We start from the raw sequence: 24,780 nt of genomic DNA on the forward strand, positions 1-24,780 counted from the left end.
GACGCGGCTCAGACCACCTGGCCGAGCTTGAAGATCGGCAGGTACATGGACACCACGATGCCGCCGATCAGCGTGCCCAGGAAGACGATGATGATGGGCTCCATCAGGCTGGAGAGCCCGGCCACCATGTCGTCGACCTCGGATTCGTAGAAATCGGCGGCCTTGCCCAGCATGTGGTCGATCGAGCCCGATTCCTCGCCGATCGCGGTCATCTGCAGCACCATCGAGGGAAACACGCTGGCGTTGGTCATGGCCGCCGTGAGACTCGTCCCGGTGGACACCTCCTGCTGGATCTTCACCGTCGCATCGGCATAGACCGAATTGCCCGAGGCGCCGCCCACCGAGTCGAGCGCCTCGACCAGGGGCACGCCGGCGGCGAACATCGTCGCGAGCGTGCGGGTCCAGCGTGCCACGCAGGACTTGTCGATCAGCGCGCCGAAGACCGGCATGCGCAGCAGCAGCCGGTCCATGACCTTCTGGAAGCGCTCGTTGCGCTTCCACGCCTGCAGGAAGAAATAGACGCCGCCGCCCAGCGTGCCGAAGATCAGCCACCAGTAGGAGACGAAGTACTCGCTCATGCCCATCACGATGAGCGTGGGCGCGGGCAGGTCGGCACCGAAGGAGGTGAAGACCTCCTTGAAGGCGGGAATGACGAAGATCATGATGACCGCGACGACCACGAAGGCCACGATGACCACCGAGATCGGGTACATCAGCGCCGACTTGATCTTCGACTTGATGGCCTCGGTCTTCTCCATGTAGGTCGCCAGGCGGTCCAGCAGTTCTTCCAGGATGCCCGCCGCCTCGCCGGCCTCCACGAGGTTGCAGTAGAGGTTGTCGAAGTAGCGCGGGAACTTGCGGAACGCCGTCGAGAGCGACGAGCCGGTCTCGACGTCGGCGCGGATGTCACCGAGCAGCTTGGCGACGCTGGCGTTGGCGTTGCCCCGGCCCACGATGTCGAAGGCCTGCAGCAGCGGCACGCCGGCCTTCATCATGGTGGCGAGCTGGCGGGTGAAGATCGCGATGTCCTTGGGCCGGATCGCCTTGCCCGAGCGCGCGCGGCGCTTCTTGATCTTCGAGACGAGCACGCCCTGGCGGCGCAGCGTGGCCTGGGCTTGGTTGGCGCCGGCCGCGCGCAATTCGCCGCGCACCAGCTTGCCGTTGCGGTCCTTGCCCTCCCACTCGAAGATGAATTCCTTGTGGGGGGTGCGGTTGGATGCTGCCGTTGCCATGGGAGGGTCTTCGGTTCGTTGCGGATTGCGGAGGGAAGGGCGGACGGCGCCCGGCGCTATTCGTTGGTCACGGCGAGGACTTCCTCGAGCGACGTCAGGCCCTGCACGACCTTGATCAGGCCGGACTGGCGCAGCGAGCGCACGCCGTCGGCCTCGGCCTGGCGGGCGATGTCGAGCGCGCTGCCGTCGCGCAGGATGATTTCCTGGATCGCCTCGGAGATCGGCATCACCTGGTAGATGCCCACGCGGCCCTTGTAGCCGCTGTTGCAGGACGAGCAGCCCACCGGGCGATAGGGCTTCCACCCGCCGTCGAGCTGCTCGGCCCTGAATCCGGCTTCCACGAGCGCCTTGCGCGGCACGTCCACCGGCTCCCGGCAGACCATGCACAGGCGCCGCGCGAGCCGCTGGGCGGTGATGAGGATCACGCTGGAGGCGATGTTGAAGGGCGCGATGCCCATGTTGCGCATGCGCGTGAGCGTGGTCGGCGCGTCGTTGGTGTGCAGCGTCGAGAGCACGAGGTGGCCGGTCTGGGCCGCCTTGATCGAGATGTCGGCGGTCTCCAGGTCGCGGATCTCGCCGACCATGATGATGTCCGGGTCCTGCCGCAGGAAGGCGCGCAGCGCCGTCGCGAAGGTGAGGCCGGCTTTCTCGTTCACGTTGACCTGGTTGACGCCCGGCAGGTTGATCTCCGACGGGTCCTCGGCGGTGGCGATGTTCACGCCCGGCTTGTTGAGCAGGTTCAGGCAGGTGTAGAGCGACACCGTCTTGCCCGAGCCCGTCGGCCCGGTGACCAGCACCATGCCGTAGGGCCGGCCGATGGCCGTGAGCAGGCGGTCCTTCTCGTCGGCGTCGTAGCCCAGGGCGTCGATGCCCAGGCGGGCGCTGTTGGGGTCCAGGATCCGGATGACGATCTTCTCGCCGAACAGCGTGGGCAGCGTGCTCACGCGGAAGTCGATCACGCGTTCGGGGCCGAGCTTGAGCTTCATGCGCCCGTCCTGCGGGATGCGCTTCTCGGAGATGTCCAGCCGCGAGATGACCTTGATGCGCGAGGCCAGCCGGTCCTTGATGGCCGGCGGCGGGCTGGCGATCTCGCGCAGTTCGCCGTCGATGCGGAAGCGCACCCGGTACTGGTGCTCGTAGGGCTCGAAGTGGATGTCGGAGGCCCGCATCGCGAAGGCGTCGAGCAGCATGCGGTGCAGGAAGCGCACCACCGGCGCGTCCTCCACCTCGGTCATGTTCGGTTCGTGCGCCTCGACCGGGACGTCGAGGTGGAAGTCGCCCGCATCGAACTCGAAGCCGACGATGGTCTCGATCATCTCGGCCGCCGAGGCGGCGGTCGCCTCGATGAGGCGGGAGAGCTTGTCGTACTCGGCGATGACCCAGTCCACGCCCATCTGGGAGGCGAACTTCACCTTCTCCGCAGCCTGCTGGTCGGACGGGTCGGCCGTGGCGACGATCAGGCGGTTGTTGCGCTTGCTCAGCACCACGATGCGATAGGCCTGGCAGAGCTTGGCGTCGAGCAGGTCCTTCGGCAGGCGTTGCGGATCGATGGCGTCGAGGTCCAGCAGCGGCGCCCCGAAGGCGCTCGACAGCGTGTGCGCGAGGTCGGCGGCCGACACCGCGCCCGTGCCCGTGAGTTCGGCGATGAAGCTCGTGCGGCTGGCCAGCGAGCGTCGGTAGATGTCCTCGGCCGCGCGGCCTTCGAGCTTGCCGGCCGAGATCAGTGCGCGCGCGAGTCCGGGAAGGGCGACGGGTGGGTGGTCCTTGGCGTGAGGTTCGGCGGTGGCCATCGATGGGAAAGGAATCGGACGATTCTGAACAAGTTGTTACGATCATCGCCGATCGTCGAACCGCTGTAAACGCGGCCCGTGGCGCATGCGAACGCTCGCCGACCTGGCTTCCGGGCCCGTCGGGCACCGAATCCAAGTTAACACACGCTTCGCGATCACGCGGCCGACGCGCGGGCGTCAGCGCTTCCTGGCCGATGCGTCGACCGCTGGCGCGCGCGCGGCGCCGTAGCGCTCCAGCGTGCGGTCACGGGCCTCGGCATGGTCGACGACCGGGCTTGGGTAGTCCTCGCCCAGCCGCAGTCCGGCCGCGACGAGTTCGACCGGGCTGGCCGTCCAGGGCGCGTGGATCGTGGCGTTGGAGAGCTTGGCGAGTTGCGGCAGGTAGCGGCGGATGAACTTGCCTTCCGGATCGAAGCGTTTGCTCTGCGAGACGGGGTTGAAGATGCGGAAGTAGGGCTGGGCATCGCAGCCGCTCGAACTCGCCCACTGCCAGCCGCCGTTGTTGGATGCCAACTCGTAGTCGTTGAGGTGGAGGGCGAAATAGGCCTCGCCGCGCCGCCAGTCGATGCCCAGGTCCTTGCACAGGAAGCAGGCGACCACCATGCGCAGGCGGTTGTGCATGTACCCGCTCTGGTTGATCTGGGCCATCGCGGCGTCGACCAGGGGATAGCCGGTGCGGCCCTCGCACCAGGCGGCGAAGAGGGCGTCGGCCTGCTTGCCGTGGTGCCAGGCGATGCGGTCGTACTCGGGCTTGTAGCTCTTGCCCTCGGCGATGCGGGGATGGTGGGTGAGCACCTGGGAGTAGAAGTCGCGCCAGATCAGCTCGCTCAGCCAGACCGCCGCGCCGGCGTTGCCCTGCAGCGAGAGCCGGTGGGCGACGCCTGCGAGCTGTCGGATCGACACCGTGCCGAAGCGCAGGTGCACGCTCAGGTAGCTCGGTCCGCGCACCGCCGGGAAGTCGCGCGCGCTGTCGTAGTGGTCGATGCGTCCGAAGAAGTCCTCGAACAGCGCCGCGCCGCCCTGGGTGCCGGTGGGGATCTCCAGCGCCTGCAGGTTGGTGGGCTCGAAGCCGAGGTCGGCCAGCGACGGCACCGGGGCGCGGTGGGCCGCCGGCGGCGGCACCAGCGCATCGGCGTAGCCGCGCGAGGGATAGGGCTTGAGGTGGTAGTCGTCGAGCTTGGCCAGCCAGGCGCGCTTGTAGGGCGTGAACACGCCATAGGGCTGGCCCGCCTTGGTCAGCACCTCGTCGCGTTCGAAGATCGTCTGGTCCTTGGCGGTGTGGAAGGCGATGCCCGCGTTGGCGAGCGCGCCGAGCACCTGGGCGTCGCGCGCGATGGCGGCGGGCTCGTGGTCGCGGTTGGCGTAGACCGCCTGCACGCCCAGGGCGGCGGCCAGCGCCGGGATCTCGTCCCGGGCGACGGCGTGGCGCACGATGAGCCCGCCACCGAGCGCGCGCAGGTCGGCCTCGAGCTCGACCAGCGATTCGCGGATGAATTCGACGCGCCGGTCGGCGCGCGGCAGGTCGTCGAGGATGGCGCGGTCGAACACGAAGACGCACAGGACCTCGCGGCAATGGCGCAGGGCCATCCAGAGCGCGGCGTTGTCGTCCACGCGCAGATCGCGGCGCAGCCAGAGGAGTCCCTTGGGATAGGTCTTGTCGACGGCCGGTAAAATGGGGGGCATATGGCTTCCGATTCTGCCCGCATGAACCTCACGCATCACTTCCTGATCGCGATGCCGGGGATGGAGGATCAGGCCTTCAGCCGCAGCGTCGTCTACCTCTGCGAGCACAGCGAGCGCGGCGCGCTCGGCCTGGTGATCAACAAACCGAGCGACATCAACCTGCAGGCGCTGTTCGACAAGATCGAACTCCACCTCGCGCGGCCCGAACTCGGCGCGGCGCCCGTCTACCAGGGCGGTCCGGTGCAGACCGAGCGCGGCTTCGTGCTGCACGAGCCGGTCTTCGCCGCCGCCGACCGGCCCGAGGAGTCGGTCTACGCCTCCACCATGACCATTCCCGGCGGTCTGGAGATGACCACTTCCAAGGACGTGCTCGAAGCCATGGCCACCGGCGCCGGACCGCGCCGGGTGCTGGTCTCGCTGGGCTACTCGGCCTGGGGCGAGGGCCAGCTCGAATCCGAACTGGCCGAGAACAGCTGGCTCACCGTGGGTGCCGATCCGGCCGTGATCTTCGACACGCCCGTGGACGAGCGCTACGACCGCGCGCTGCGCCTGCTGGGACTGGAGGCCTGGACCCTCTCGCCCGATGCGGGCCATGCGTGAGTCCGGCGGCGGCGATCCTGCCGTGACGGCCACCGGGCCCTCCGCCGCCTCCACGCCCGCCGCGGTCCCGGGCCAGACCTTCCTCGCCTTCGACTACGGCCAGAAGCGCACCGGCGTGGCCACCGGCAACCGGTTGCTGGGCACGGCGTCGCCGCAGGCCACCATCAAGGCCGAGGGCGATGCGCGCTTCGTGCAGGTGGCCGCGCGGATCAAGGAGTGGCAGCCCGACGCGCTGGTGGTGGGCGTGCCGTTCCACCCCGATGGCGCGAGCCACGAGAACACGGCCAAGGCACGGCGTTTCGCGCGCCAGCTGCGCGGGCGCTTCGGCCTGCCGGTCCACGAGGTCGACGAGCGCTACAGCACCACCGAGGCCCTGGCCTCCGGCGCGCGCGACGCCGACGCCGCATCGGCCTGCATCATCCTGGAGCAATTTTTGAGGAGTCTTTCTTGAGTGCAACGAACCCCGTTCCCGATGCCGAGGCGCTCTACGGCGACCTGCTGCGCGGCGTGCAGACCCTGATGAACGCGGACACGCGGCTGGTCGGCATCGCCTCCGGCGGCGTCTGGCTGGTCGAGCGGCTGCACCGCGACCTCGGCTTGGCCGGCGCGCCGGGCACGATCTCCTCGGCCATGCACCGCGACGACTTCGCGCGCCGCGGCCTCGCGAGCAGCGCCCAGACCGTGCTCCCCTTCGACGTCAACGGGGCCGACGTGCTGCTGCTCGACGACGTGCTCTACACCGGCCGCACCATCCGCGCGGTGCTCAACGAACTGTTCGACTTCGGCCGGCCGGCGCGCGTGCGCCTGGCCGTGCTCGTCGACCGGGGCGGGCGCGAGCTGCCGGTGACGGCGGATTTCGCGGCCGCGCGGCTCTCGCTGCCCGGGGCGCAGTCGCTGGCCCTGGCGCGCGACGCCCGGGGCGCGTTCGGCCTGCAGGTGGAGGCCAGCGCCTGATGCTCTACAAGCGCAATCCGCAGCTCAACAAGCACGGCGAGCTGGTCCACCTGCTGTCGATCGAGGGCCTGCCCAAGGCCATCCTGACGCACATCCTCGACACCGCCGCCAACTTCACCAGCGTGAGCGACCGCGAGGTCAAGAAGGTGCCGCTGCTGCGCGGCAAGAGCGTCTTCAACCTGTTCTTCGAAAACTCGACGCGGACCCGCACCACCTTCGAGATCGCGGCCAAGCGCCTGTCGGCCGACGTCTTCAACCTCGACATCGCGCGCTCCTCGGCCAGCAAGGGCGAGTCGCTGCTCGACACCATCGCCAATCTGTCGGCGATGGCGGCCGACATCTTCGTGGTGCGCCACGGCGAGTCGGGCGCGCCCTACCTGATCGCCCAGCACGTCGCGCCCCACGTGCACGTGGTCAACGCCGGCGACGGCCGCCACGCGCACCCCACCCAGGGGCTGCTCGACATGTTCACGATCCGCCACTACAAGAAGGATTTCGCCAACCTGACGGTGGCCATCGTCGGCGACGTGCTGCATTCGCGGGTCGCGCGCTCGGACATCCACGCGCTCACCACGCTCGGCTGCGCCGAGGTACGGGTCGTGGGGCCGAGGACGCTGGTGCCCGGCGACATGGCCGGCATGGGCGTGCGCGTGTGCCACACGCTGGAAGAAGGCATCCGCGACTGCGACGTGATCATCATGCTGCGCCTGCAGAACGAACGCATGAGCGGCGCGCTGCTGCCCTCCAGCCAGGAATTCTTCAAGACCTACGGCCTGACGCCGGAGAAGCTCCGGCTGGCCAAGCCGGACTGCATCGTGATGCACCCCGGGCCGATCAACCGCGGCGTCGAGATCGACTCGGCCGTGGTCGACGGCGCGCAGAGCGTGATCCTGCCGCAGGTCACTTTCGGCATCGCGGTGCGCATGGCGGTGATGAGCATCGTCGCGGGGAACGAAGCATGAACCTTCTTATCGTCAACGGCCGGGTGGTCGATCCCCGCTCGGGCCTCGACCGGCCCGGCGACATCGCCATCTCGGGGGGAAAGATCCTGTCGATCGGTGCGACGCCGGCCGGCTTCGAGGCCGAGCGGACGCTCGATGCGACCGGCTGCATCGTCGCACCGGGCCTGGTCGACCTGGCCGCGCGGCTGCGCGAACCCGGTCACGAGCACGAGGGCATGCTGGAGAGCGAACTCGCCGCGGCGGTGGCCGGTGGCGTGACCAGCCTGGTCTGCCCGCCCGACACCGATCCCGTGCTCGACGAGCCCGGGCTGGTGGAGATGCTGCACTACCGCGCCCGCAAGCTGCGCCGGGCGCGGCTCTTCCCGCTCGGCGCGGTCACGCGCGGACTCGCGGGCGAGGTGCTCACCGAGATGGTCGCACTGACCGAAGCCGGCTGCGTCGGCTTCAGCCAGGCCGACGTGCCGCTGGCCAGCACCCAGGTGCTGCAGCGCGCGCTGTCGTACGCCAGCACCTTCGGCTACACGGTCTGGCTGCGGCCGCAGGACCGCGACCTGGGCAAGGGCGTGGCCGCCAGCGGCGCGATCGCGACGCGGCTGGGCCTGGCCGGCGTGCCGGTGGCGGCGGAGACCATCGCGCTGTTCACGATCTTCGAACTGGTCAAGGCCACCGGCGCGCGCGTTCACCTGTGCCGGCTCTCCAGCGCGGCCGGCGTGGCGCTGGTGCGTGCGGCCAAGGCCGACGGCCTGCCGGTGACCTGCGACGTGAGCATCAATTCGCTGCACCTGACCGATGCCGACATCGGCTATTTCGACAGCCGCGCGCGCCTGAGTCCGCCCCTGCGCCAGCAACGCGACCGCGACGCACTGTCCGCCGCGCTGGCCGACGGCACCATCGACGCGCTGGTCTCCGACCACACGCCGGTCGACGCCGATGCCAAGACGTTGCCCTTCGCCGAGAGCGAGCCGGGCGCCACCGGACTCGAACTGCTGCTGCCGCTGGCGCTCAAGTGGGGTCGGGACAGTGGTGCCGGTCTGGCGCGTGCGCTCGAAGTCGTCACCGCCGCGCCCGCGCGCATCCTCACCGCGCCGGAGGCGGCGGGCGCCGGGCGGCTGGTCGAAGGCGGCTGGGCGGACCTTTGCGTGATCGATCCGGACCTCGAATGGCAGGTGCGCCCCGAAGCGTTGCGCAGCCAGGGCAAGAGCACGCCCTTCGGCGGCTATGCCGTGCGCGGCGCGGCGCGCGCCACGCTGGTGGGCGGGCGGATCATGCACGAGCACGCGACGTGGACCGAAGCCGCGGCGCAGGAAGGCTGATCGTTCCGGCGCGCGGGCGTCCGGTCCGATGAAACCGTTTCGCACCGGCTGGCGACTGCTGCGTGCCTTCGCCCACATGCTGGTCGGCTGGTGGATCATCCGGCGCCGTTTCCCGCGCCTGACGCCGGCCGAGCGCGAGCGCGAGGTCGAGCGCTGGTCGCGAGGCATGCTGGCGCAGATGGGCGTGCGCCTGGAGATTCAGGGCACACCTCCCGCCGGAGGGCCGCTGCTGCTGGTGTGCAACCACCTGTCATGGCTCGACATCCTGGTGATCCATGCCGCGCGACACGTGCGCTTCGTGTCGAAATCGGATGTCCGGCGCTGGCCGGTGATCGGGACGCTGGCCGACGGCGCCGGCACCCTCTACATCGAGCGCGAGCGCCGCCGCGATGCGCTGCGCGTGGCTCACCACATGACCGAGGCCCTGCGGGCGGGCGACCTCATCGTGGTGTTTCCCGAAGGCACCACCAGCGACGGCCAGGACGTGCTGCCGTTCCACGCCAACCTGCTGCAGGCGGCGATCTCCGCGGACGCCCCGGTGCAACCCATCGCGCTGCGTTTCGTCGACGACGCCAGCGGCCTGCCCAGCCGCGCCGCGCGCTACATCGACGACGACGACCTGATCACGTCGTTGTGGCGTACGCTTGGCGCCCCACCGCTGCGCGCGATCGTTCGCTTCGGTCCGCCGCAACCGGCTGCGGGACGCGAGCGTCGTGCCTGGGCCGCATCGCTGCATGCCGACGTGCAGGCGCTGCGGCGCGAGATGCACTGAGGCACGTCACCACCGCCGCGGCGGACGCGATCCGCGAGGGCATGCGCCGTGCAGCGACCGGCATTCCCGTCACGATCCCAAAGAGAGACAAACGCCATGCATTGCTTCCATTCCGTGCCTCGATGGCTCGCTTCGCTCCGCTCCGCCCCCGCATCGCGCCGGGGCGCGGCAGGGGCCGTGGTGGTGACCCTCGCGACGCTCGCCGGTTGCGCCGGCCTGCCATCGGCGACCTCCACCGCCGCCGTCCCGAAACGCCAGCTCATGCTGGTGGCCAACGACGAGAAGCAGTCCTGGACCGATGCCGGCAACGTCGTCCTGGGTCCCCACGGGCGCGATACCGTGCAGGTGCTCGACATCGGCACCGATCCCCTGGCCCCCCGGACGATCGGCTCGCTGCCGCTGGACAACACGATCGCCGGACCACCGACCAACCTCGCCATCAACGCCGACGAAACGCTGGCACTGGTCGCGAACTCGCTCAACGTGATCGAGGAAGCGGGCGTGCGCCGTCAGGTGCCCGACAACCGCCTGTTCGTGATCGACCTCGCCGCCACGCCGCCGACGCTGATCGACACGCTGAGCGTCGGTCGTCAGCCCTCGGGGCTGTCGATCAACCGCGCCGGCACGCTCGCGCTGGTGGCGCACCGCGCCGACAACTCGATCGGCGTGCTGCGCATCGAAGGCCGCAAGGTCACGCTGATCGACACCGTGGCGATGGGCGAGTCGGTGGCGCACGTGCGCTTCACGCCGGACGGAAAGCGCGCGCTGGTCGTCAAGTTCCCGGGTCACAAGGTCGCGCTGCTCGACATCGACGGCGAGAAGGTGACGCCCGCCAAGGCCGACATGGCCGCCGGACTGTGGCCGTACAACGTCGACGTGACACCCGATGGACGGCTCGCTCTCACCGCCGACAACGGCAATGCCGGCGCTTCGGACGGACAGGCCGACACGGTCAGCGTGATCGATCTCGAAGCCGTCCCGCCGCGCGTCGTCGACAAGGTCGTGGTCGGCGACGGTCCCGAGGGACTGGCCATCAGCCCGACCGGCAAGCTGGCCGTGGCGGTCCTCCTGCGCGGCAGCAACGCAGCGAAGAATGCGTATTTCCATCAGCGCAATGGTTCCGTCGTGGCCTTGAAGATCGATGGCAAGAAAGTTACGCGGAGCAACGAGGTCGTGGTGCGCGGCCTCCCCGAAGGGGCGGTGTTCAGTGCCGACGGTCGTTACCTCTACGTGGGCAACTTCATCGATCGCGACATCACCATCCTTCGGGTGGAAGGCGACACCCTGGTCGACACCGGTCGTTCGGTCGGACTCCAGGGGCACCCGGCCGCCATGCGGGGGCGCGTGACCCATTGAGGCTCCTCCGCCTGGCCGAGGCCTGGACCGGCCGGCAAGGCCGCATGGTCACAGGGCTCGCACCGACGAAAAAAAAAGCGCCCCGGAGGGCGCTTGGAACAACGTCTTGCGACGTCGCGAGGAGGAAACGGTTGGAGTTCGGTCGTCGCTGTTGGTTCAGACAAATCTCAAAAATTCTTCACTTCGGCATTTCACAGGATGCCGAAAAGCTTCAGGCCAATAATGACCACCACGGGCACACCGCACAGCCAGAGGATGATGCTTTTCACGGACTGCTCCTGTCGTTGAGGGAATGACGTTGACATTAGGTGCGTGATGCGGTTGCGCATTGAGGGATAAGACAAACCGACTTCGTGGGTCGGTGCCTACATCGTTTGGATGATGGCAAGAAAGCGAAAGTATTCACAAAATGAGTTTCGCTTTCCGTGCGTACGAACTTTATGATTGAATTTCACTTGTCAAGCGTCGGAACATTAATCACAATTGATTACATGAACCGATCCAATCAACAAGCACATGAATGGTGGAAAGACAGTCTCAACGACAACCAGCGCCAGATGCGCTTGTCATTGGTGAGGGAAAGCCTTCGGCACCAGCATGCCGCCGCTTGGCGACGCAATCTGGTCCGCCTGGGTCTGCTCATGGCGGTACCGGTCGCGCTGCGTCTCGTGTCGGTGTTGTGATGGTGGGCGACCACCAGCGTTTCGCGCGCTTGAGCGATACCGACCTCAGCGACATCGCGCGGGCGATGCGCCAGCAGGCGCAAGGCAGTGCCGCCTCGGTCGTGGTCGCCAATGCGCTCGAAACGATCGTGAAGCGTCGTGGCGAACTCCTGGAGACGCGACGCAGGCGCAACCCGGCGCGTGCCGGTCTTCGCGCCATGCGACGCCTGACCTGCTGGGCGTCGGTCTTCGCATCGATGCACATCGACGTGGCGCTGGGACGGTCCCGTTCCTGAATCGCGAGGGAGACGGTGCCCGCCTACAGCAAACACCGTTGCGACGTACGTCCGGAATGGACGTTGCCACCGATCCTGATGACCCGATCAGCCTTCAGGAGTCGCTTTTGAACCAGGACCGAACCTCGTCGCGCCACGTACCCCCGGAACCGGGCGATCCGGCCAAGGCCAACCCGTCGACGGTCGACAACAGTGACAAGGCGAAGGACTCGCCCGCCTTCCGCGAAGCCCTGAAGAACGACGATGCGCGTGAGGCGCATGCCACCTTCTCGGTGGACAAGGACCTCTGGGGTCGCTCCGGTGCGGGTCCCGGTGTCTCCAAGAGCGATCCCGAGGATCCTCGCAAGACCGAGCCTCAACCCAAGCGACGCGAAGAAGGTTACGGCGAATAGTCGCTTTCCATCCGTGGCATCCGGGATGCGACGGGGCATTGTTGAACGATCTCCAGAATTCCGCTCCGATGCCGCTCGACATCCTTCACCTGCTCGCCAGCAGGAAACTTCCTGTGGAAGTCCATGGCATCCGTAAGGTGGAAGCCATCCGGGTGCTGGTGCTGAGTGGTCACGTCGAGGCGATCGTTCCATCGATCGAGCCCTCGCTCACACTGTCGAGTCCCGTCGCCATCGTCACGCGCATCACGCCTTCCGGCAGGCGGATGCTGCAGACGTTTCCAGCAACGAAAGCACCGGCCAGATCGAAACTTCACCGTCGGAACACGCGCAACCTGTGACCGAATCGATGTCGAGATGTTGCCAAATGAGTACTTTTGTTTACAATTGAGACTTGCTCAACCCCATGGAGGCCCGATGCATCCTGATCTGTTCGCTCTGCTTTTTTCCGTGATCGGCGTCGCCTGGTTGACGATCGTGCCGACCTATCGCGGATGGCAGGGCATCAATTCGGTCCTGGCGGAGCGGGTCGAAGTCTCCGTCTTGGCATTGCGGGCACTCAAGTGAGCACGGGTCACCAGACCGTCGGAACCGAAGGCCTTGATGACCGCTCGCTTCCGGTAAAGGCTTTGCTCAGGAGCCCGGCATCTGGTTGCGTCGCGCGTCGTCACGTTTCTGTTGTTCCCTGACGGCATCGCATCGCGGATGACGCGCGTACGCCGGTTGCTGACAGTGATTGGCTTCGCAACGCGCGGCGAAGGCGAAGAAGAGGTGCTCGCAGCCGACCCTTGGGTCCGATGTCCGACCACTGCCTGGTGGCGTCGTCGCCGCTCGCCTCGTGCCTCGGCCGGGCGATGACGGGTCCAGGCCAGGGGCTGTGGGTGTCGCAGGGGACGAATTGGCCAGGGACATGGATTCCGATGTGCTCGAAGCCGAAGGCGCTTCTACGGTCGGTAACGAGTGGGCGGGCTCGGGAAGTGAGGGTGTGATCGCCTGGGTTGTCGCATCGGGCTGTGGGCCATCGTCCAGTGTCTCCCCCTTCGACAGGGATGCTTCGGGCGGGAGGCGACCTTCCGAGGAGGCGGTCTTTCCAACCGGTTGGCCCGGGGGAGGCGGAGCATCGGTGGCAAGCCAGCCGACCCAGGCGAGCGATGTCACGAACAAGACGAGGAGCATCGCGATCATGGCGCTCCGACCGAAGGACGGACCGGAGAGCAACCCGGTCGACATTGCCGATGGCGACGACCGCTGGACGTTCGGTGAAGTTGTCGGGGTGACCGGGGAGGCACCGGCATGCCGGACATCGGATGCACCGGACGATGACTTCTTCGTCGTGGCGAAGGCCGGAAGCTTGCCCGCGCAACCGCGGCAGAACATGGCCTTGTCGCGGTTTTCGGTGCCGCAGGCATCGCACCGCACGGTCATGGTGGGATCAGACCGTGGCGACCGGCGCCGTCGAAGGATAGGGCGGCAGATGGCCGTTGTTGGCGATGTAGGCCGCCACCATGAGCATCAGTTCGAGGTTCACCTGTTCAGGCTCGCGTGGAACGAGGTCGTAGTGGCACAGGGTCGCGAGCACGTTCCCGTGGCTGTCCATCACGGGGACACCGCAGTAGGTGGCGACCTGCTCACGGGCGGCATGCTCGGCGAGTCGTTCGTCGATCAGCGCGTTCGGGGTCTTGAAGGGCGCCTTGCGTTCGCGCACGAAGCAGCAGTACGTGGCGGTGTCGGGGACCTCCTGCGCGTCGATGACCGTCGAGTCCTCGCGATCGTAATGAACGACCGCGTTGGCCTTCCCATCCTGAAAGCGCCACAGGCCGATGAATCGATAGTCCGTGAGCCTGAGCAGGGTCGCCAACGCGGTGCGCAGGTCCCGCGTCCGGTGCGTGACCACGAACTTGGCGAATGCGGCGGACGTGGAGGTGGAAAGTGGATCGGGCATCGGACGGAGAAAGCCCTGGCGGGCGGGGCGGGTCGAGTGGATGTCTGAAATTCTACCGATTGCCCAGGCAGGGATCTCAGCGCGCGAAGACGTTGCGCCAGGGCGTCGAAACGCTCTGGAACAAGCGGCCGAAGAAGCGATCCCAGTGACGGCGCTGGGGTTCCAGCAGGAGGCCGAGGATCGACGACAGCACCAGCGCCGCGACGACGGCCTGGGCATATTGCACCGGATCGTCATACCGTGTGCCGAAGAGCACGCGCCACAGCACCAGCAGGGGGTAGTGCATCAGGTAGATGGGGAAGGTGAGGTCGGCGAGCCGTCGCACCCGCCGCACCAGCACCGCAGAGAGGGGTCGCCCATCGCGCCGGTCCTCGGCCGCCCTCGCGGGCAGCACCCATAGCACCAGCGCCACGCTCAAGCGGACGACCCAGTCGGTCACGAACTGATTGGCGAAGAAGAACGGTGCCCGACCGATGGGAAAAGGATTGGGCGGCACCACGGCGATGGCCAGCGCGACGACGGCCAGCAGCAGGGCGACGGCGACCCAGCGCAGCCGCGGTGCCAGCACGGGACGGGGCAGGCGGTAGGCGGTAGGCGGCGCAGCCCATCAGCCAGATCGGCATCATCAGGAGGATCTTCGGTCCCGCGACGACGCACGCACCCAGCGCCAGCAGCCACGACTTCCAGCCCTTGCCGTTGAAGAACCACAAGCCGAAGATGAGGTAGTACCAGAACTCGAAGCTCAGCGACCAGAGTGCGATGTTGGCGGGAGGCGCGGCCGAGAACAGCCAGACTTCGTTGAGGAAGGTCCCGGTCAGGAGGTAGCGCGGTCCGAAGCTGCCCCGCACATACGATGCCATGAGGCCGGGGTCGCCCTGCAGCCGAAGCGCCACTTCCACCACGGCCGTCAAGAGCAGCGCGGGAACGACCATCGAGCACAGGCGGCCCAGCCAGGCCTTGATGTAGGGGCCGAACCCGCATTGCGCGTGCTCGCCGTGTAGGCGATCACGAAGCCCGAAAGCACGAAGAACACGATCACCGCCGCGTGCGAGAGGTTGCCCGGCGTGTCGGGACGATGGAGCAGCGACGGGAACCCCATGTCCTGCGCATGGATGCACAACACCGCGATCGCTGCTGTCAGGCGCAGGCCGTCCAGAACCAAGCTCGTTCCACCCTCGATCGACCGTCGTGTTCTTTCCATGAGAGTCCTCGAAGTCCCAAAATGGAAACTTTAGTATTAGTTTTATGAGATTATCATTAAAAGTTCCCGAAGTTAATTTTTCTTACATATGAGGCCTCGGGTCTCCATGGTTGTCTTCGCGACCGCGTCAGACCGGTCGTTCGCGAATCGGCCGGTCTGCCTCCCCCGAACAGGGGATGTTTGCCGGGCGGAATCCGGAGACCATCGTCCAATGGACATCAAGAACCTTGACGACGAGGAACTCGCAGCCACGGCCTACGTGCTGCGGCAAAGGGCAAAGCTGGGAGATCGACAGGCGCAACGGACGGCGGGCGAACTGGAGGCGGAACTCAGTCGCCGGATCGGGCCGACGCCTTCGCAGATGGGCCTGCTGGAGGCTGCCGGGCCCTCGGTGTCGCAGCGTCCGTGGTGGCGGCGCTGGTGAAGGCAAAGACAGGGGGAGGGAAGGGCGTGTCTGGTGCCTTCGACAGGAATCGAACCTGTATCTGAGTCTTAGGAGGACCCCGTTCTGTCCATTGAACTACGAAGACGCTGTGCGAACAGAGGGCGACTTTAGCAGTTCGCCGCCCTCCGGTCGCGGGGGAACCTAGTCGTACTTGAGGGTGTAGATCAGGTCCAGCGCGCTCTTCTGGCCGGCCTGGCCACGCAGGGTCAGACGCTGGGTCAGGTCGTAGAACACGTAGATGGTGCCGACCACGCCGCCCAGACTGCTCTCGTAGGTGACGTAGAAATCCTTGGAGATGCGCTTGCCGACCGTCACGGCGGTCGAGCGCAGATCGCTCCCGCTGGACGGGCCCTTGAAGCCGATTTCGTCCAGGCCCAGGCGACTCGCCAGGCTGCCGCCCGAGCCGCCCTTGCCCAGCCCGCCCAGCAACGCGAGCGCGGCCTGCTGCATCAGCACCGATTCGCCGCCGCTGGTGGCCGAGGCACGGCCGAGGACCACCCACGACAACGTCTCGACATCGGAGAGTTGCGGCTCCGAGTAGAGCCGCACGCGCGGCGCCTGTGCCGTGCCGCTGATCTGCACGCCGGCGCGGTAGGCGATGTTGGGACGGATGGCCAGGATGTCGAGCGACGGATTGTCGTAGGGCCCGTTGAAGCGGGCGATCCCGGTTTCGACGTCGAGCTGCTGGCCATAGGCACGGTACTGGCCGCGCACCGTGCGCACTTCCCCGGTGATGCGGGGTGGAGCGCCCAGCGCGTTGCTGCGGATGTCGAGATTGCCCTCGAGGCGGGTGGTGATTCCGCGTCCCTGGACCGCGAAATCCTTGCCCAGGTCGAAGTTCACGGCGATGTCCGGTGGCTTCGCCGTCTGCGGCTGCGCGGCCTGCGCCTGGCTGCGCTCGATGTCGCCTCGGGCCTTGAGGGCCTGCGCTTCGGCTTCCCGGGTGCGCGCGGCCGAACGCACCACCACGTCGCTGCCCAGGCTAGGTGCCGTCTCGTCGGGCAGGATGATCACGGCGCGATCGGTCCGCAGCGTGCCCCGCACGGTGAACTGGCCATTGTCCAGCCGCGTCTGGAGATCGCCCGACACCGTGATCTGACGGTCGGAGCGCACCAGTAGGCGCAAACTGCGCAATTCGGCCTGCAACGCCATCCGGATGCCCGAGGCGCCGCCACCCGGGGCCGCCGTGCCCCAGCGCAATTCGCCACGGCCGGACAGCGTGCCGCCGTCGCGGCCGGCCTCGCCGGCGGCCGTGCTCAGGTTGCCGCTCTGTCCGGCGATGCGCGCACCGCTGGCGGCGCCGCCCTTGAGCGTGAAGTCCGTCACGTCGACGCGGTCGCCCGCGAGCGTCGCGCGCAGGCGGCCGTCGCGCAGGTCGATGCCTTCCACCAGCGCGCGCAGCGCCAGGTTGTCGGCACCCAGGGTGCCGTTCCAGCGCGGCGCTGCGCGGTTGCCCGACAGCGTGGCATCGGCATCGAGCGTTCCGGCGATGCGCCAGCCAGGGGGTGCCAGCATCGACCAGACGCCCAGGTTCGGCAGCCGGGCCTTGACGGTGCCGGCCAGCGGTGCGTCGGCCGCCCATTGCCAGCCACCATCGCGCTGCACCACGCGGGTCGATGCATCGGCGCGGACCTCGCCGGCGCGCTCGCTGTCCCAGACCAGGCGCGCGCGTACGTCCTCGCCCTGTGCATCGAGGCGCAGTTCGGCCTGGCGCAATCCGGCGGGCGTGCTGGGGCCGGCCGTTCCGGCACCGGAGGCCGAGTCCATGACGATCTCGCTCTTCGCGCCGCTGCCATGGCTGCGGATGCGGGTGACCAGCGCGGCCTCGCCGGCCTGCACGCGAATGTCGCCGCTGCGGCGCGCGAGCCGGGCGCTGGCGCGCAGGGCATCGCCGGCGTCGATGTCCCAATCGCCGTCGAAGATCAGATCGCCGCCGATGCCCAGGCTGGCGAGCGAGGTGCTGGCGTCGAAGGCTTCGGCCCATGCCATGGGCAGGCCCAGCATGCGGCCCTTGGACTGCACGCGCATCGCGCCCTGTGCGCCGCCGGTCTGTCGGAAACGCACCGGCTCCCATTCGAAGCGCAGCGTTCCCGGCACCGGACCCTGCACCGTGGCGCTGCCGGCCGAGGCATCGATCTCCAAGCCGCCCGGCGTGGTGCGCATTTCGGCCGAGGTCGCGCCGCCCAGCGTGACGCTCCAGGGCCCGGGCCGGGTGCTGTCGGTGGCCTGCAGCCGCAGGCTGGCCAGTTGGGCGCGCCAGTGGCCGGCGCGTTCGAGCGCGCCGCTGGCGCGCGTGTCGAGACGGAGGTCGAGCGTGCCGGTGCGCGCCTGACCGCGCAGGTCCAGCGTCGCCTGCGCCAGGCTGCCGCCGACTTCGGCGCGCACGTCGCGCAATTGCAGCGACTGCGGCGACGGTGCGGGTGTCGCGCCGGCCGAAGCCGTCGCGGCCGCTGCAGGCAGGCGCAGGTCCAGGCGTGGCGCGACCAGAGTGGCCTGCAGCGTGGGTTCGGTCATGCCGCGCGGCGCGGGCGTGGTGGCGGTCTGCAGGCGGCGCTGCACCGCTTCCCAGCCGCCCTGCCAGCGCGCGTCCAGACGCGCGCTGCCGTCGGCCGACGCACCCGCGAAGATTTTCGACAGACCCGGCAGCCGTTCGATCCAGCGCTGCATCGCGGCCGCGTCGTCGATGCGTGCCCGGATCTCGCCGCCGCCCTGGACCGGCGCGATGCGGCCCTGCACCTGCGCACCGCCGCCGGGCAGTTCGACCTTCAGATCGCCGCTGCCCGCGCGCTCGGCCACGCGCGCCTGCAGCGTGCCTTCGACGCGCGCCTGCGCGGCCTCGATGCGCAGGGTGCGCAGATCGAGGACCTGGTCCTTCCATTGGCCCTGTGCCAGCGCGCGGTCGAGCCGCACGCCCTGCAGCGCGGTGCTGCCGGCGGTGCCCTGCGCCTGCAGCGCGACGTCGAACAGCAGGGCAGCGTCGGCACGCTGCTCGACGCTGGCGCGACCGCCGATCGGCGCGCCGGCGAGCTGCGTGTGCAGCGCGCCGGGCTGAACGCCGTTGACGGTGGCGTCCACCTTCCAAGGGGCCGGCGCCGGGCGCCATTGGCCCGCCGCCTCGATCCGGCCGCCGCCGGTGCGGATCGTGGCGGCCGGCACGGTCCAGGTCTGGCCGTCGAACAGGGCGCGGGCCTCGATGCGGTCGAGCGGCAGGCCGCCGCGGTCCCACGGCGCGGGCCGGGCGTTGCGGAGGTCGGCGTCCAGCTGCCAGCCCTTGGCGGCATCGGGACCGGCGCGCACCGTGCCGCTCAGCAGCGTCGTGGGTGCCTGCGGCAGCAGCACGGCGAGGTCGATGTCGCGCAGGGCGACGTCGGCGTCGACCACCGGCTGCTGCTGCCAGGGCGCGAGGGTGGCGCGCGCATCGGCCTGCATGGTGGCATCGGTGGCCGGCTCGGCCGGGCGTACTCGCGCCGTCACGGCCACGCGCGCGTCGGCACCGGCGAGATCGCCCTTGGCGGTGGCCTGCGCGAGCACGTCCAGGGTGCGGCCCTCGGTCAGCGGTGCGCGCACGCGGCCGTCGAGCGTGGCATCGAGGGCCATCGGCGCGGCGCCCTGCAGGCCGACGCGCGCGGTGTAGTGGCCGTCGGCCACGTCCACGCCGTCGACCACGAGCGCATGCTGCGTCGTGGCGCGCGCATAGCGGTAGCTGCCGGCGAGGTTGTTCGCCTCCACGACCGGCGGGCCGGCCCAGCGGATGCTGTCGACGCGGAACGGCAGCTCGATGTCCACCGGCAGCACGATCGGGGCCAGCGGCGCGAGCGGCTCCGAAGACGTCTTTTCGACCGGGCCGCGGCGTTCCAGCAGCACCTGCCCGACGTGGACATCGCCCAGGCGCACTTGGCGGTCCAGGAGCGGCCTCAGCTGCCAGCCGATCGTGGCGTCGCGCACCTCGACGGCGAGCGTCGGGCTCTGCCAGCGCAGGAAACCGATGCGGCCGCCCTGGCGCAGCGAGCCGGCCACGTCGCGGCTCTCCAGCGTCTGGCCCGCCGGCATGTACCGCGCCGCCCGGTCGAGCGAGAACGCCAGCGACTGGGCCGAGCCGAGCCACCACCATGCGGCGGCGCCCAGCGCGACCAGCAGGATCAGCAGCACGCCGACGGTCCAGGCCAGCACGCGCACCACCCTTCGGGTCGTGGCGCGGCGCGGTGCGGGCGGTGGGGTCGGGGAGGGGGTGGCGGGAGGTACCGGCGGCAGGGGCGCGGTCGAAGACAAGGTGGGATCCTGAGGCTGCATCGTGCGGGCTTGCCTGTCCTAGAAAGTGAAGCCGAGTCGCAGGTGCAGCCGCACCTTCTTGACGTCGACGCCATAGGCCAGGTCGGCCTGGACCGGCCCGACCGGGCTGCGCCAGCGCGTGCCGAAGCCGACGCCCACCTTGGTCTTGAGGGCGCTGACCTGGTCAGCCACGGCGCCAGCGTCGACGAACAGCGTGCTCTCGAACTCGGTGAGCTTGCCGTTCCAGACGATCGGGCGCTGCCACTCGACGCTGCCGACACCGAGATAGCGGCCGGCGACGATCTGGCCGTCGTCGCGCTCGGTGCCGATCTGGCGATAGCTGTAGCCGCGCACGGTGGTGTCGCCGCCGGTCAGGAACAGCAGGGTGGCGGGCGCCTGCGCGTTGTCGCGGGCGATGAACGCACCGGCCTCGGCGCGGAACTGCAGCCGGCTGCTGCGCGCGGCGCTTTCCTGCGTGGCGCGCACCTCGCCGATCGGCACGAAACCCAGCCAGCGGCCGTAGGTGCGCACGAAGGGCGCGCGCTCGCCGATGAGCGTCTGGCCGAGTCCGACCTCCAGCGCCAGGCCCTGGCCGCGCGTGGGCGAGGCGGCGTTGTCGAAGTAGCGCCCGGTCCAGCCCCAGTTCGCGCTCACGGCGGAGGCCGACGGCGGTGCGTCGGTCCCGCCGGTGTAGGTCGCGTAGTCGTACTGCAGGAAGTAGCTGCGGTCGATGCGGTCGCCGGTCTTGCCCCGGCCGCTGCGCACGCGGCCGCTGTTGACGTCGTAGGTGCCCGCGACTTCGCGCTTGAGCAGTCCGGAACCGAACCAGCGCCAGCCGCGGTCGTCGGGGATCGCGTTCCAGTCGGTGCTCAGGGACTGCGTGTTGCGGTCGAAGGACAGCTTGGAGACCGCCCGCCATCCCAGCAGCGGCATCTGGTTGTGGATGTGGTCGAGCGACAGACGCGGACCGCCGTCGGTGGTGAAGCCGACACCGGCCACCAACTTCTGATAAGGCGCTTCGCGGACTTGGGCGATGACCGGCGCCGACTCCGGATCGCTCCCGTCGGTGTCCAGCGTGAGGAAGACCGAGTCGTAGTAGCCGCTGCTCGCGAGACGCTGCTGCGCGTCGAGCAGCTTCTGCTGGTCGTAGTCGGTGCCCGTGGGGACGCGGGCGATGCGGTGGGCGCCGTCGGCCGAGTAGCGCTGGACCCCGCGGACGTCGAGCGCGCCGAAGCGGTAGGCCGGACCCGAGTCGTAGGTCACGCCCAGGCGTGCTTCGCCGCGGTCGGCGTCGATCTCGGCCTGGCTGCGGGTGATGCCGGCCGTGGCATAGCGCTTGGCCGTGAGGTTGCGCAGGCCCGCAGCCTTGGCGTTGTCCCAGGCCTGCTGGGTGAAGAATTCGCCGTTGCGCAGGCCCCAGGCCGAGCGGATCGCCTCGCGCTGCGCCCGGGCGACGGGATCGTCGGGCGTCGTGTTGGAGATGGCGCCCCCGAAGTCGATCTGGAAAGCGGCCACACGGGTCTGTGCCCCGGGCTCGACGGTGACCGTCACCTCGCGCGGGGCCTTGGCGTTCGCCGGCGTCTCGCGCAGTTCCAGCGTGAGAGTGGGGGTGAAGTAGCCCAGGGTGCCGAGCAGTTCGCGGGCATTGGCCTCGGCGGCCACCATCAGGCGCGACAGTTCGGTCGCGCCGAGGTCGGGGATCTGACGATAGCGCTGGATCTCGAGGTGGAGGGACAGGTAGTCGCGGATGTCGTCGGGCCCGCGTACCGCCAGCGTGAAGGCATCGCCCTGGCGGGTCGCACCACCGTCGCGGGCATCGCCGGCCACCGGCCGGGCGCCGGATTCGTCGTCGGACGCGTCCCTCTTGGGCAACAGGCTGCAACCCTGCAAAAAAAGCGCGCTGGAAAAAAGCAACGCCGGCACCAATGCCGGCGTCTTGAAGTGAGCCACCCTGTACATCGATTCATTCTGCCAGCAGGCAGAAACGCGTCCCGTGCGGGGCGACCCCAGAGGCTGTAGGTCAGCGGCGCTTGAGTTGCTTCATGGCCTTCCACACGAGCGGAGGCGTGAGCAGGCGCAGGGCCTTCTTGGCGCGGTCGGTGCGCCGGGTGTGCATGAAGACCGAGACGGCCTCGTCGGGGTCCTGGCGCCCGGCCTTGGGGCTGGTGTAGAAGTAGGCGGCCACCGAGCGGCGCTGGACGCCCTCGGGCGGGCACAGCGCGCCGGGGTGGCCGTGGTAACTCGCCGGGCCGTGCGGCAGGACGAGGGTGTGGCCGAACTGCGGGCTCACGCGCGCGCGGCACTGCCCGTCCTTGGCGTCCCACAGCTCCAGCACCCCGCCCCAGGCATCCTGCCAGTCGTGGTTGAGGTAGGTGATGCACACCATCTCGTTCTTCAGCCCGACGTGGGGGTGGTAGTTGAAGTCGCGGTGGATGGCGAAGGTGCCCCCGACGCGGCTCTCGTGGAGGCCCCCGCCGAAGCGCTGGGGGTCCGTCAGCAGGTAGGGCGTGCCGCTCACCGCGGAGAGCCAGCGGGTGAACCAGCCCGACTCGATCAGGTCGAAGTAGACCTGGGAGGCCGGCCCGAGCGCGGCGCCCAGCTCGGAGCGCCGGGTGGACTCGTAGCCGCTGGTGACGTCCTTCCAGCCGTCGGCGGGGCGGTGGTCGAACTCCTCGCGCACCAGCTCGAGCAGGGCCGGGTTGAACAACCCCTCGAGGACCAGGTGGGCGAAGGGCGTGGCCGCCTTCAGGCGCTCGTGCAGCCGCGCGGTCGCCTCGGGCGTGAAGAACGCGGCGTCCACCAGGTCCTCCATGCGCAGGCGCACCCCGCGGATGCTCACGAAATCCACCGCGCGCTCGGCGACCACCCGCAGGCTGGGTGGAGACGATGGAAAAGAGAGCAAGGCGGACATGGAACTGGGGCTTCCAGAAAGGGAGTCGGACGAAACGGCGTCCGTGAAAGAAGACTTAAGTATCAAATGTAAGTGAATTAAATAAAAAGTGAGAATTCTTTTCCTGGGCCTTGCCGGCGGCGTGGCCTTGGAGCGTTCAGGGGATGGACGCCGGTGCCGTGCTCACTTGGAAAGCATCCGCATGGCGTCTTCCAGGCCCCGGAGGGTCAGTGGGTACATGCGGCCGGACATCAGTTGCTGGATCAGCGAGATGCTCTGGCGATAGGACCACACGCCCTGCGGCTCGGGATTGATCCAGGCGAACTTCGGAAAGGCGTGCGTGAGGCGTTGAAGCCATTCGGCGCCGGCTTCCTCGTTGTTGTATTCGACGCTGCCGCCGGGCTGAAGGATCTCGTAGGGGCTCATGGTGGCATCGCCCACGAAGATCAGCTTGTAGTCGCGGTTGTACCTGCGCAGGATGTCCCAGGTCGCGAACTTCTCCGAAAAACGCCGGCGGTTGTTCTTCCACATGAAGTCGTAGACGCAGTTGTGGAAATAGTAGAACTCCAGGTGCTTGAACTCGGTCTTGACGGCCGAGAACAGTTCCTCGATGCGCTGGACATGCTCGTCCATCGTGCCGCCGACGTCCATCAGCAGCAGCACCTTGACGTTGTTGTGGCGCTCCGGGCGCATCTTGATGTCGAGCCATCCGGCGTTCGCCGCCGTCGAGCGGATAGTGTGGTCGAGGTCGAGTTCGTCCTCGTGACCCTCGCGCGCGAACTTGCGCAGGCGCCTGAGCGCGACCTTGATGTTGCGCGTGCCCAGTTCCTGGCCATCGTCGTAGTCCTTGTAGGCACGCTGGTCCCAGACCTTCACGGCGCTGCGATTCTTGCCGGCCCCACCGATGCGCACGCCCTGCGGGTTGTAGCCGCCGTGGCCGAAGGGGGAGGTGCCACCGGTGCCGATCCACTTGCTGCCGCCCTCGTGGCGTTCCTTCTGCTCCTCGAAGCGCTTCTTCAGCGTCTCCATGAGTTCGTCCCAGCCCATCTTCTCGATGGCGGCCTTCTCCTCGGGCGAGAACTCGCGCTCGAGCGTCTTGCGCAGCCAGTCGAGCGGTACCTCGCGCGTGAAGTCCGTGAGCATCTCGACGCCCTTGAAGTAGCCCGCGAAGGCACGGTCGAACTTGTCGTAGTGTTTCTCGTCCTTCACCAGCGCGGTGCGGCTGAGGTGATAGAAATCCTCCATGCCGAAGGCGCCGTCCGAGTCCGGGCCCACCACGTCGGCCTGCAGCGCCTCCAGAAGCGTCAGGAACTCCTTGACCGACACCGGCAGCTTGGCCGCGCGCAGCGTGTAGAAGAAATCGATCAGCATGGCGTGGGCTCCCGGGAGATGGCCGAAATCAGGTCCGTCGAGCAGCGCTCAGGCGGTCTCGCGGCGTGCGAGCAGGTCGTGCAGCTGTGCCCGGACCTCGGGCCACTCGCCCGCGCGCAGGCTGTACATCACGGTGTCCCGAACGGTACCGTCGCGGCGCAACGCGTGACCGCGGATCACGCCGTCCTTTCTCGCTCCCAGGCGTTCGATGGCACGTTGCGAGTCGAAATTGAAGTTGTCGGTGCGCCATCCCACCACCTCGCAGCCCAGGGTGTCGAAGGCGTGCCCGAGCAGCATCAGCTTGCAGGTGGTGTTGACGTGGGTGCGCTGACAGCGCCGGGCATACCAGGTGTAGCCGATCTCCACACGTTTCACCGCCGCCAGGATGTCGTGGTAGCTGGTGGTGCCCAGCACGGTGCCGGTCGCGGTGTCCGTGACCGCGAAGGCGAGGCGGTTGCCGGCCTCGCGCATCGCCAGGGCCGCTTCGATGTAGCCGCGCGTGTCGCGTGGCTCCGGCACGGACGTGACGCGCAGCTTCCACAGCTCGCCGTCGGCCGCCGCCGCGCGCAGTCCCTCCTCGTGCGCCAGCGTCAGCGGCACCAGCGAGACGCCGCGCGACGTCAGGGTCACGGGTTCCACGAAGGCCATCGTCG

24 protein-coding genes and 1 tRNA gene are annotated in these 24,780 nt (G+C 68.5%); 13 read left to right on the forward strand and 12 right to left on the reverse strand.

Annotated elements, in window-relative coordinates; genetic code table 11:
• Positions 1 to 8 precede the first annotated feature (8 nt).
• The 3 genes from NF681_06445 to NF681_06455 all read right to left on the reverse strand — a co-directional run bounded on the left by NF681_06445 (position 9) and on the right by NF681_06455 (position 4,705).
• On the reverse strand, positions 9 to 1,232 hold the full coding sequence (locus NF681_06445) for a type II secretion system F family protein (protein UST54828.1): 1,224 nt from the start codon (positions 1,230 to 1,232) through the stop codon (positions 9 to 11).
• Positions 1,233 to 1,288: 56 nt separating this feature from the next.
• Entirely contained in the window at positions 1,289 to 3,022 is a 1,734-nt protein-coding gene (pilB, locus tag NF681_06450; GenBank protein UST54829.1) for a type IV-A pilus assembly ATPase PilB, read from the reverse strand.
• A 177-nt stretch (positions 3,023 to 3,199) separates the two neighbouring features.
• Positions 3,200 to 4,705 carry a DNA photolyase family protein gene (locus NF681_06455; protein ID UST54830.1) on the reverse strand — a complete coding sequence of 502 codons (1,506 nt, stop codon included), beginning with the start codon at positions 4,703 to 4,705 and terminating at the stop codon, positions 3,200 to 3,202.
• Between NF681_06455 and NF681_06460 the strand changes: the two genes are divergently transcribed.
• From NF681_06460 to NF681_06515, 12 genes are all read left to right on the forward strand, one after another.
• Entirely contained in the window at positions 4,706 to 5,305 is a 600-nt protein-coding gene (locus tag NF681_06460) for a YqgE/AlgH family protein (GenBank protein ID UST54831.1), read from the forward strand.
• The gene (gene ruvX / locus NF681_06465; protein ID UST54832.1) at positions 5,298 to 5,756 is read left to right on the forward strand and encodes a Holliday junction resolvase RuvX; all 459 of its coding nucleotides are present in this window, start codon (positions 5,298 to 5,300) and stop codon (positions 5,754 to 5,756) included. The genes NF681_06460 and ruvX overlap by 8 nt, the downstream gene beginning before the upstream one ends.
• Positions 5,753 to 6,259 (forward strand): bifunctional pyr operon transcriptional regulator/uracil phosphoribosyltransferase PyrR, encoded by a 507-nt coding sequence (pyrR, locus tag NF681_06470; GenBank protein ID UST54833.1) that lies wholly within the window; start codon positions 5,753 to 5,755, stop codon positions 6,257 to 6,259. Before ruvX ends, pyrR begins: the two co-directional genes overlap by 4 nt.
• Positions 6,259 to 7,221 (forward strand): aspartate carbamoyltransferase catalytic subunit, encoded by a 963-nt coding sequence (locus tag NF681_06475; GenBank protein ID UST54834.1) that lies wholly within the window; start codon positions 6,259 to 6,261, stop codon positions 7,219 to 7,221. The genes pyrR and NF681_06475 overlap by 1 nt, the downstream gene beginning before the upstream one ends.
• Positions 7,218 to 8,534, forward strand: a complete 1,317-nt coding sequence (locus tag NF681_06480) for a dihydroorotase (protein UST54835.1) — start codon at positions 7,218 to 7,220, stop codon at positions 8,532 to 8,534. The genes NF681_06475 and NF681_06480 overlap by 4 nt, the downstream gene beginning before the upstream one ends.
• Positions 8,535 to 8,562: 28 nt before the next feature.
• Positions 8,563 to 9,306, forward strand: coding sequence for a 1-acyl-sn-glycerol-3-phosphate acyltransferase (locus NF681_06485; protein ID UST54836.1), 744 nt, complete (start codon positions 8,563 to 8,565; stop codon positions 9,304 to 9,306).
• 177 nt (positions 9,307 to 9,483) lie between these two features.
• Positions 9,484 to 10,662, forward strand: coding sequence for a YncE family protein (locus NF681_06490; GenBank protein UST54837.1), 1,179 nt, complete (start codon positions 9,484 to 9,486; stop codon positions 10,660 to 10,662).
• A gap of 491 nt (positions 10,663 to 11,153) precedes the next feature.
• On the forward strand, positions 11,154 to 11,345 hold the full coding sequence (locus NF681_06495) for a hypothetical protein (GenBank protein ID UST54838.1): 192 nt from the start codon (positions 11,154 to 11,156) through the stop codon (positions 11,343 to 11,345).
• A 29-nt stretch (positions 11,346 to 11,374) separates the two neighbouring features.
• Positions 11,375 to 11,620 carry a hypothetical protein gene (locus NF681_06500; GenBank protein UST54839.1) on the forward strand — a complete coding sequence of 82 codons (246 nt, stop codon included), beginning with the start codon at positions 11,375 to 11,377 and terminating at the stop codon, positions 11,618 to 11,620.
• Between the two features lie 56 nt (positions 11,621 to 11,676).
• Positions 11,677 to 12,012, forward strand: coding sequence for a hypothetical protein (locus tag NF681_06505; protein UST54840.1), 336 nt, complete (start codon positions 11,677 to 11,679; stop codon positions 12,010 to 12,012).
• A 68-nt stretch (positions 12,013 to 12,080) separates the two neighbouring features.
• Positions 12,081 to 12,350 (forward strand): hypothetical protein, encoded by a 270-nt coding sequence (locus NF681_06510; protein UST54841.1) that lies wholly within the window; start codon positions 12,081 to 12,083, stop codon positions 12,348 to 12,350.
• Positions 12,351 to 12,426: 76 nt separating this feature from the next.
• Positions 12,427 to 12,576: a hypothetical protein gene (locus NF681_06515; protein ID UST54842.1), complete on the forward strand. Its 150-nt coding sequence runs from the start codon at positions 12,427 to 12,429 to the stop codon at positions 12,574 to 12,576.
• A gap of 865 nt (positions 12,577 to 13,441) precedes the next feature.
• Here the strand turns inward: NF681_06515 and NF681_06520 are convergent.
• The 3 genes from NF681_06520 to NF681_06530 form a co-directional block, all read right to left on the reverse strand.
• Positions 13,442 to 13,951 (reverse strand): GAF domain-containing protein, encoded by a 510-nt coding sequence (locus tag NF681_06520; protein UST54843.1) that lies wholly within the window; start codon positions 13,949 to 13,951, stop codon positions 13,442 to 13,444.
• A 76-nt stretch (positions 13,952 to 14,027) separates the two neighbouring features.
• Complete coding sequence (locus NF681_06525) at positions 14,028 to 14,519, reverse strand: hypothetical protein (GenBank protein ID UST54844.1); 492 nt, start codon at positions 14,517 to 14,519, stop codon at positions 14,028 to 14,030.
• A gap of 339 nt (positions 14,520 to 14,858) precedes the next feature.
• On the reverse strand, positions 14,859 to 15,152 hold the full coding sequence (locus tag NF681_06530; GenBank protein ID UST54845.1) for an acyltransferase family protein: 294 nt from the start codon (positions 15,150 to 15,152) through the stop codon (positions 14,859 to 14,861).
• A gap of 211 nt (positions 15,153 to 15,363) precedes the next feature.
• Here NF681_06530 and NF681_06535 point away from each other — a divergent pair, with 211 nt between their 5' ends.
• Positions 15,364 to 15,576 carry a hypothetical protein gene (locus NF681_06535; GenBank protein UST54846.1) on the forward strand — a complete coding sequence of 71 codons (213 nt, stop codon included), beginning with the start codon at positions 15,364 to 15,366 and terminating at the stop codon, positions 15,574 to 15,576.
• 31 nt (positions 15,577 to 15,607) lie between these two features.
• Here NF681_06535 and NF681_06540 read toward each other — a convergent pair.
• From NF681_06540 to NF681_06565, 6 genes are all read right to left on the reverse strand, one after another.
• Positions 15,608 to 15,682, reverse strand: a tRNA-Arg gene (locus tag NF681_06540).
• 56 nt (positions 15,683 to 15,738) lie between these two features.
• Positions 15,739 to 19,866 (reverse strand): translocation/assembly module TamB domain-containing protein, encoded by a 4,128-nt coding sequence (locus NF681_06545; GenBank protein UST54847.1) that lies wholly within the window; start codon positions 19,864 to 19,866, stop codon positions 15,739 to 15,741.
• Positions 19,867 to 19,905: 39 nt separating this feature from the next.
• Positions 19,906 to 21,825, reverse strand: a complete 1,920-nt coding sequence (locus NF681_06550; protein ID UST54848.1) for a BamA/TamA family outer membrane protein — start codon at positions 21,823 to 21,825, stop codon at positions 19,906 to 19,908.
• Between the two features lie 61 nt (positions 21,826 to 21,886).
• Positions 21,887 to 22,777 (reverse strand): 2OG-Fe(II) oxygenase, encoded by an 891-nt coding sequence (locus tag NF681_06555; GenBank protein UST54849.1) that lies wholly within the window; start codon positions 22,775 to 22,777, stop codon positions 21,887 to 21,889.
• Between the two features lie 162 nt (positions 22,778 to 22,939).
• The gene (locus tag NF681_06560; protein UST54850.1) at positions 22,940 to 24,127 is read right to left on the reverse strand and encodes a VWA domain-containing protein; all 1,188 of its coding nucleotides are present in this window, start codon (positions 24,125 to 24,127) and stop codon (positions 22,940 to 22,942) included.
• A gap of 48 nt (positions 24,128 to 24,175) precedes the next feature.
• On the reverse strand, positions 24,176 to 24,775 hold the full coding sequence (locus tag NF681_06565; protein ID UST54851.1) for a GNAT family N-acetyltransferase: 600 nt from the start codon (positions 24,773 to 24,775) through the stop codon (positions 24,176 to 24,178).
• Positions 24,776 to 24,780: the final 5 nt, after the last annotated feature.

This window comes from Comamonadaceae bacterium OTU4NAUVB1 (assembly GCA_024372625.1).
Classification (GTDB): Bacteria; Pseudomonadota; Gammaproteobacteria; order Burkholderiales; family Burkholderiaceae_C; genus Variovorax.

Coding starts and splice junctions, on each gene's coding strand:
- NF681_06535 (UST54846.1), top strand. CDS start 15,364: ATGGACATCAAGAACCTTGACGACGAGGAACTCGCAGCCACGGCCTAC.
- NF681_06475 (UST54834.1), top strand. CDS start 6,259: ATGCTCTACAAGCGCAATCCGCAGCTCAACAAGCACGGCGAGCTGGTC.
- NF681_06505 (UST54840.1), top strand. CDS start 11,677: ATGGACGTTGCCACCGATCCTGATGACCCGATCAGCCTTCAGGAGTCG.
- NF681_06550 (UST54848.1), bottom strand. CDS start 21,825: ATGTACAGGGTGGCTCACTTCAAGACGCCGGCATTGGTGCCGGCGTTG.
- NF681_06480 (UST54835.1), top strand. CDS start 7,218: ATGAACCTTCTTATCGTCAACGGCCGGGTGGTCGATCCCCGCTCGGGC.
- NF681_06555 (UST54849.1), bottom strand. CDS start 22,777: ATGTCCGCCTTGCTCTCTTTTCCATCGTCTCCACCCAGCCTGCGGGTG.
- NF681_06530 (UST54845.1), bottom strand. CDS start 15,152: ATGGAAAGAACACGACGGTCGATCGAGGGTGGAACGAGCTTGGTTCTG.
- NF681_06445 (UST54828.1), bottom strand. CDS start 1,232: ATGGCAACGGCAGCATCCAACCGCACCCCCCACAAGGAATTCATCTTC.
- NF681_06520 (UST54843.1), bottom strand. CDS start 13,951: ATGCCCGATCCACTTTCCACCTCCACGTCCGCCGCATTCGCCAAGTTC.
- ruvX (UST54832.1), top strand. CDS start 5,298: ATGCGTGAGTCCGGCGGCGGCGATCCTGCCGTGACGGCCACCGGGCCC.
- NF681_06455 (UST54830.1), bottom strand. CDS start 4,705: ATGCCCCCCATTTTACCGGCCGTCGACAAGACCTATCCCAAGGGACTC.
- NF681_06495 (UST54838.1), top strand. CDS start 11,154: ATGAACCGATCCAATCAACAAGCACATGAATGGTGGAAAGACAGTCTC.
- NF681_06485 (UST54836.1), top strand. CDS start 8,563: ATGAAACCGTTTCGCACCGGCTGGCGACTGCTGCGTGCCTTCGCCCAC.
- NF681_06510 (UST54841.1), top strand. CDS start 12,081: ATGCCGCTCGACATCCTTCACCTGCTCGCCAGCAGGAAACTTCCTGTG.
- NF681_06515 (UST54842.1), top strand. CDS start 12,427: ATGCATCCTGATCTGTTCGCTCTGCTTTTTTCCGTGATCGGCGTCGCC.
- NF681_06565 (UST54851.1), bottom strand. CDS start 24,775: ATGGCCTTCGTGGAACCCGTGACCCTGACGTCGCGCGGCGTCTCGCTG.
- NF681_06460 (UST54831.1), top strand. CDS start 4,706: ATGGCTTCCGATTCTGCCCGCATGAACCTCACGCATCACTTCCTGATC.
- pilB (UST54829.1), bottom strand. CDS start 3,022: ATGGCCACCGCCGAACCTCACGCCAAGGACCACCCACCCGTCGCCCTT.
- NF681_06560 (UST54850.1), bottom strand. CDS start 24,127: ATGCTGATCGATTTCTTCTACACGCTGCGCGCGGCCAAGCTGCCGGTG.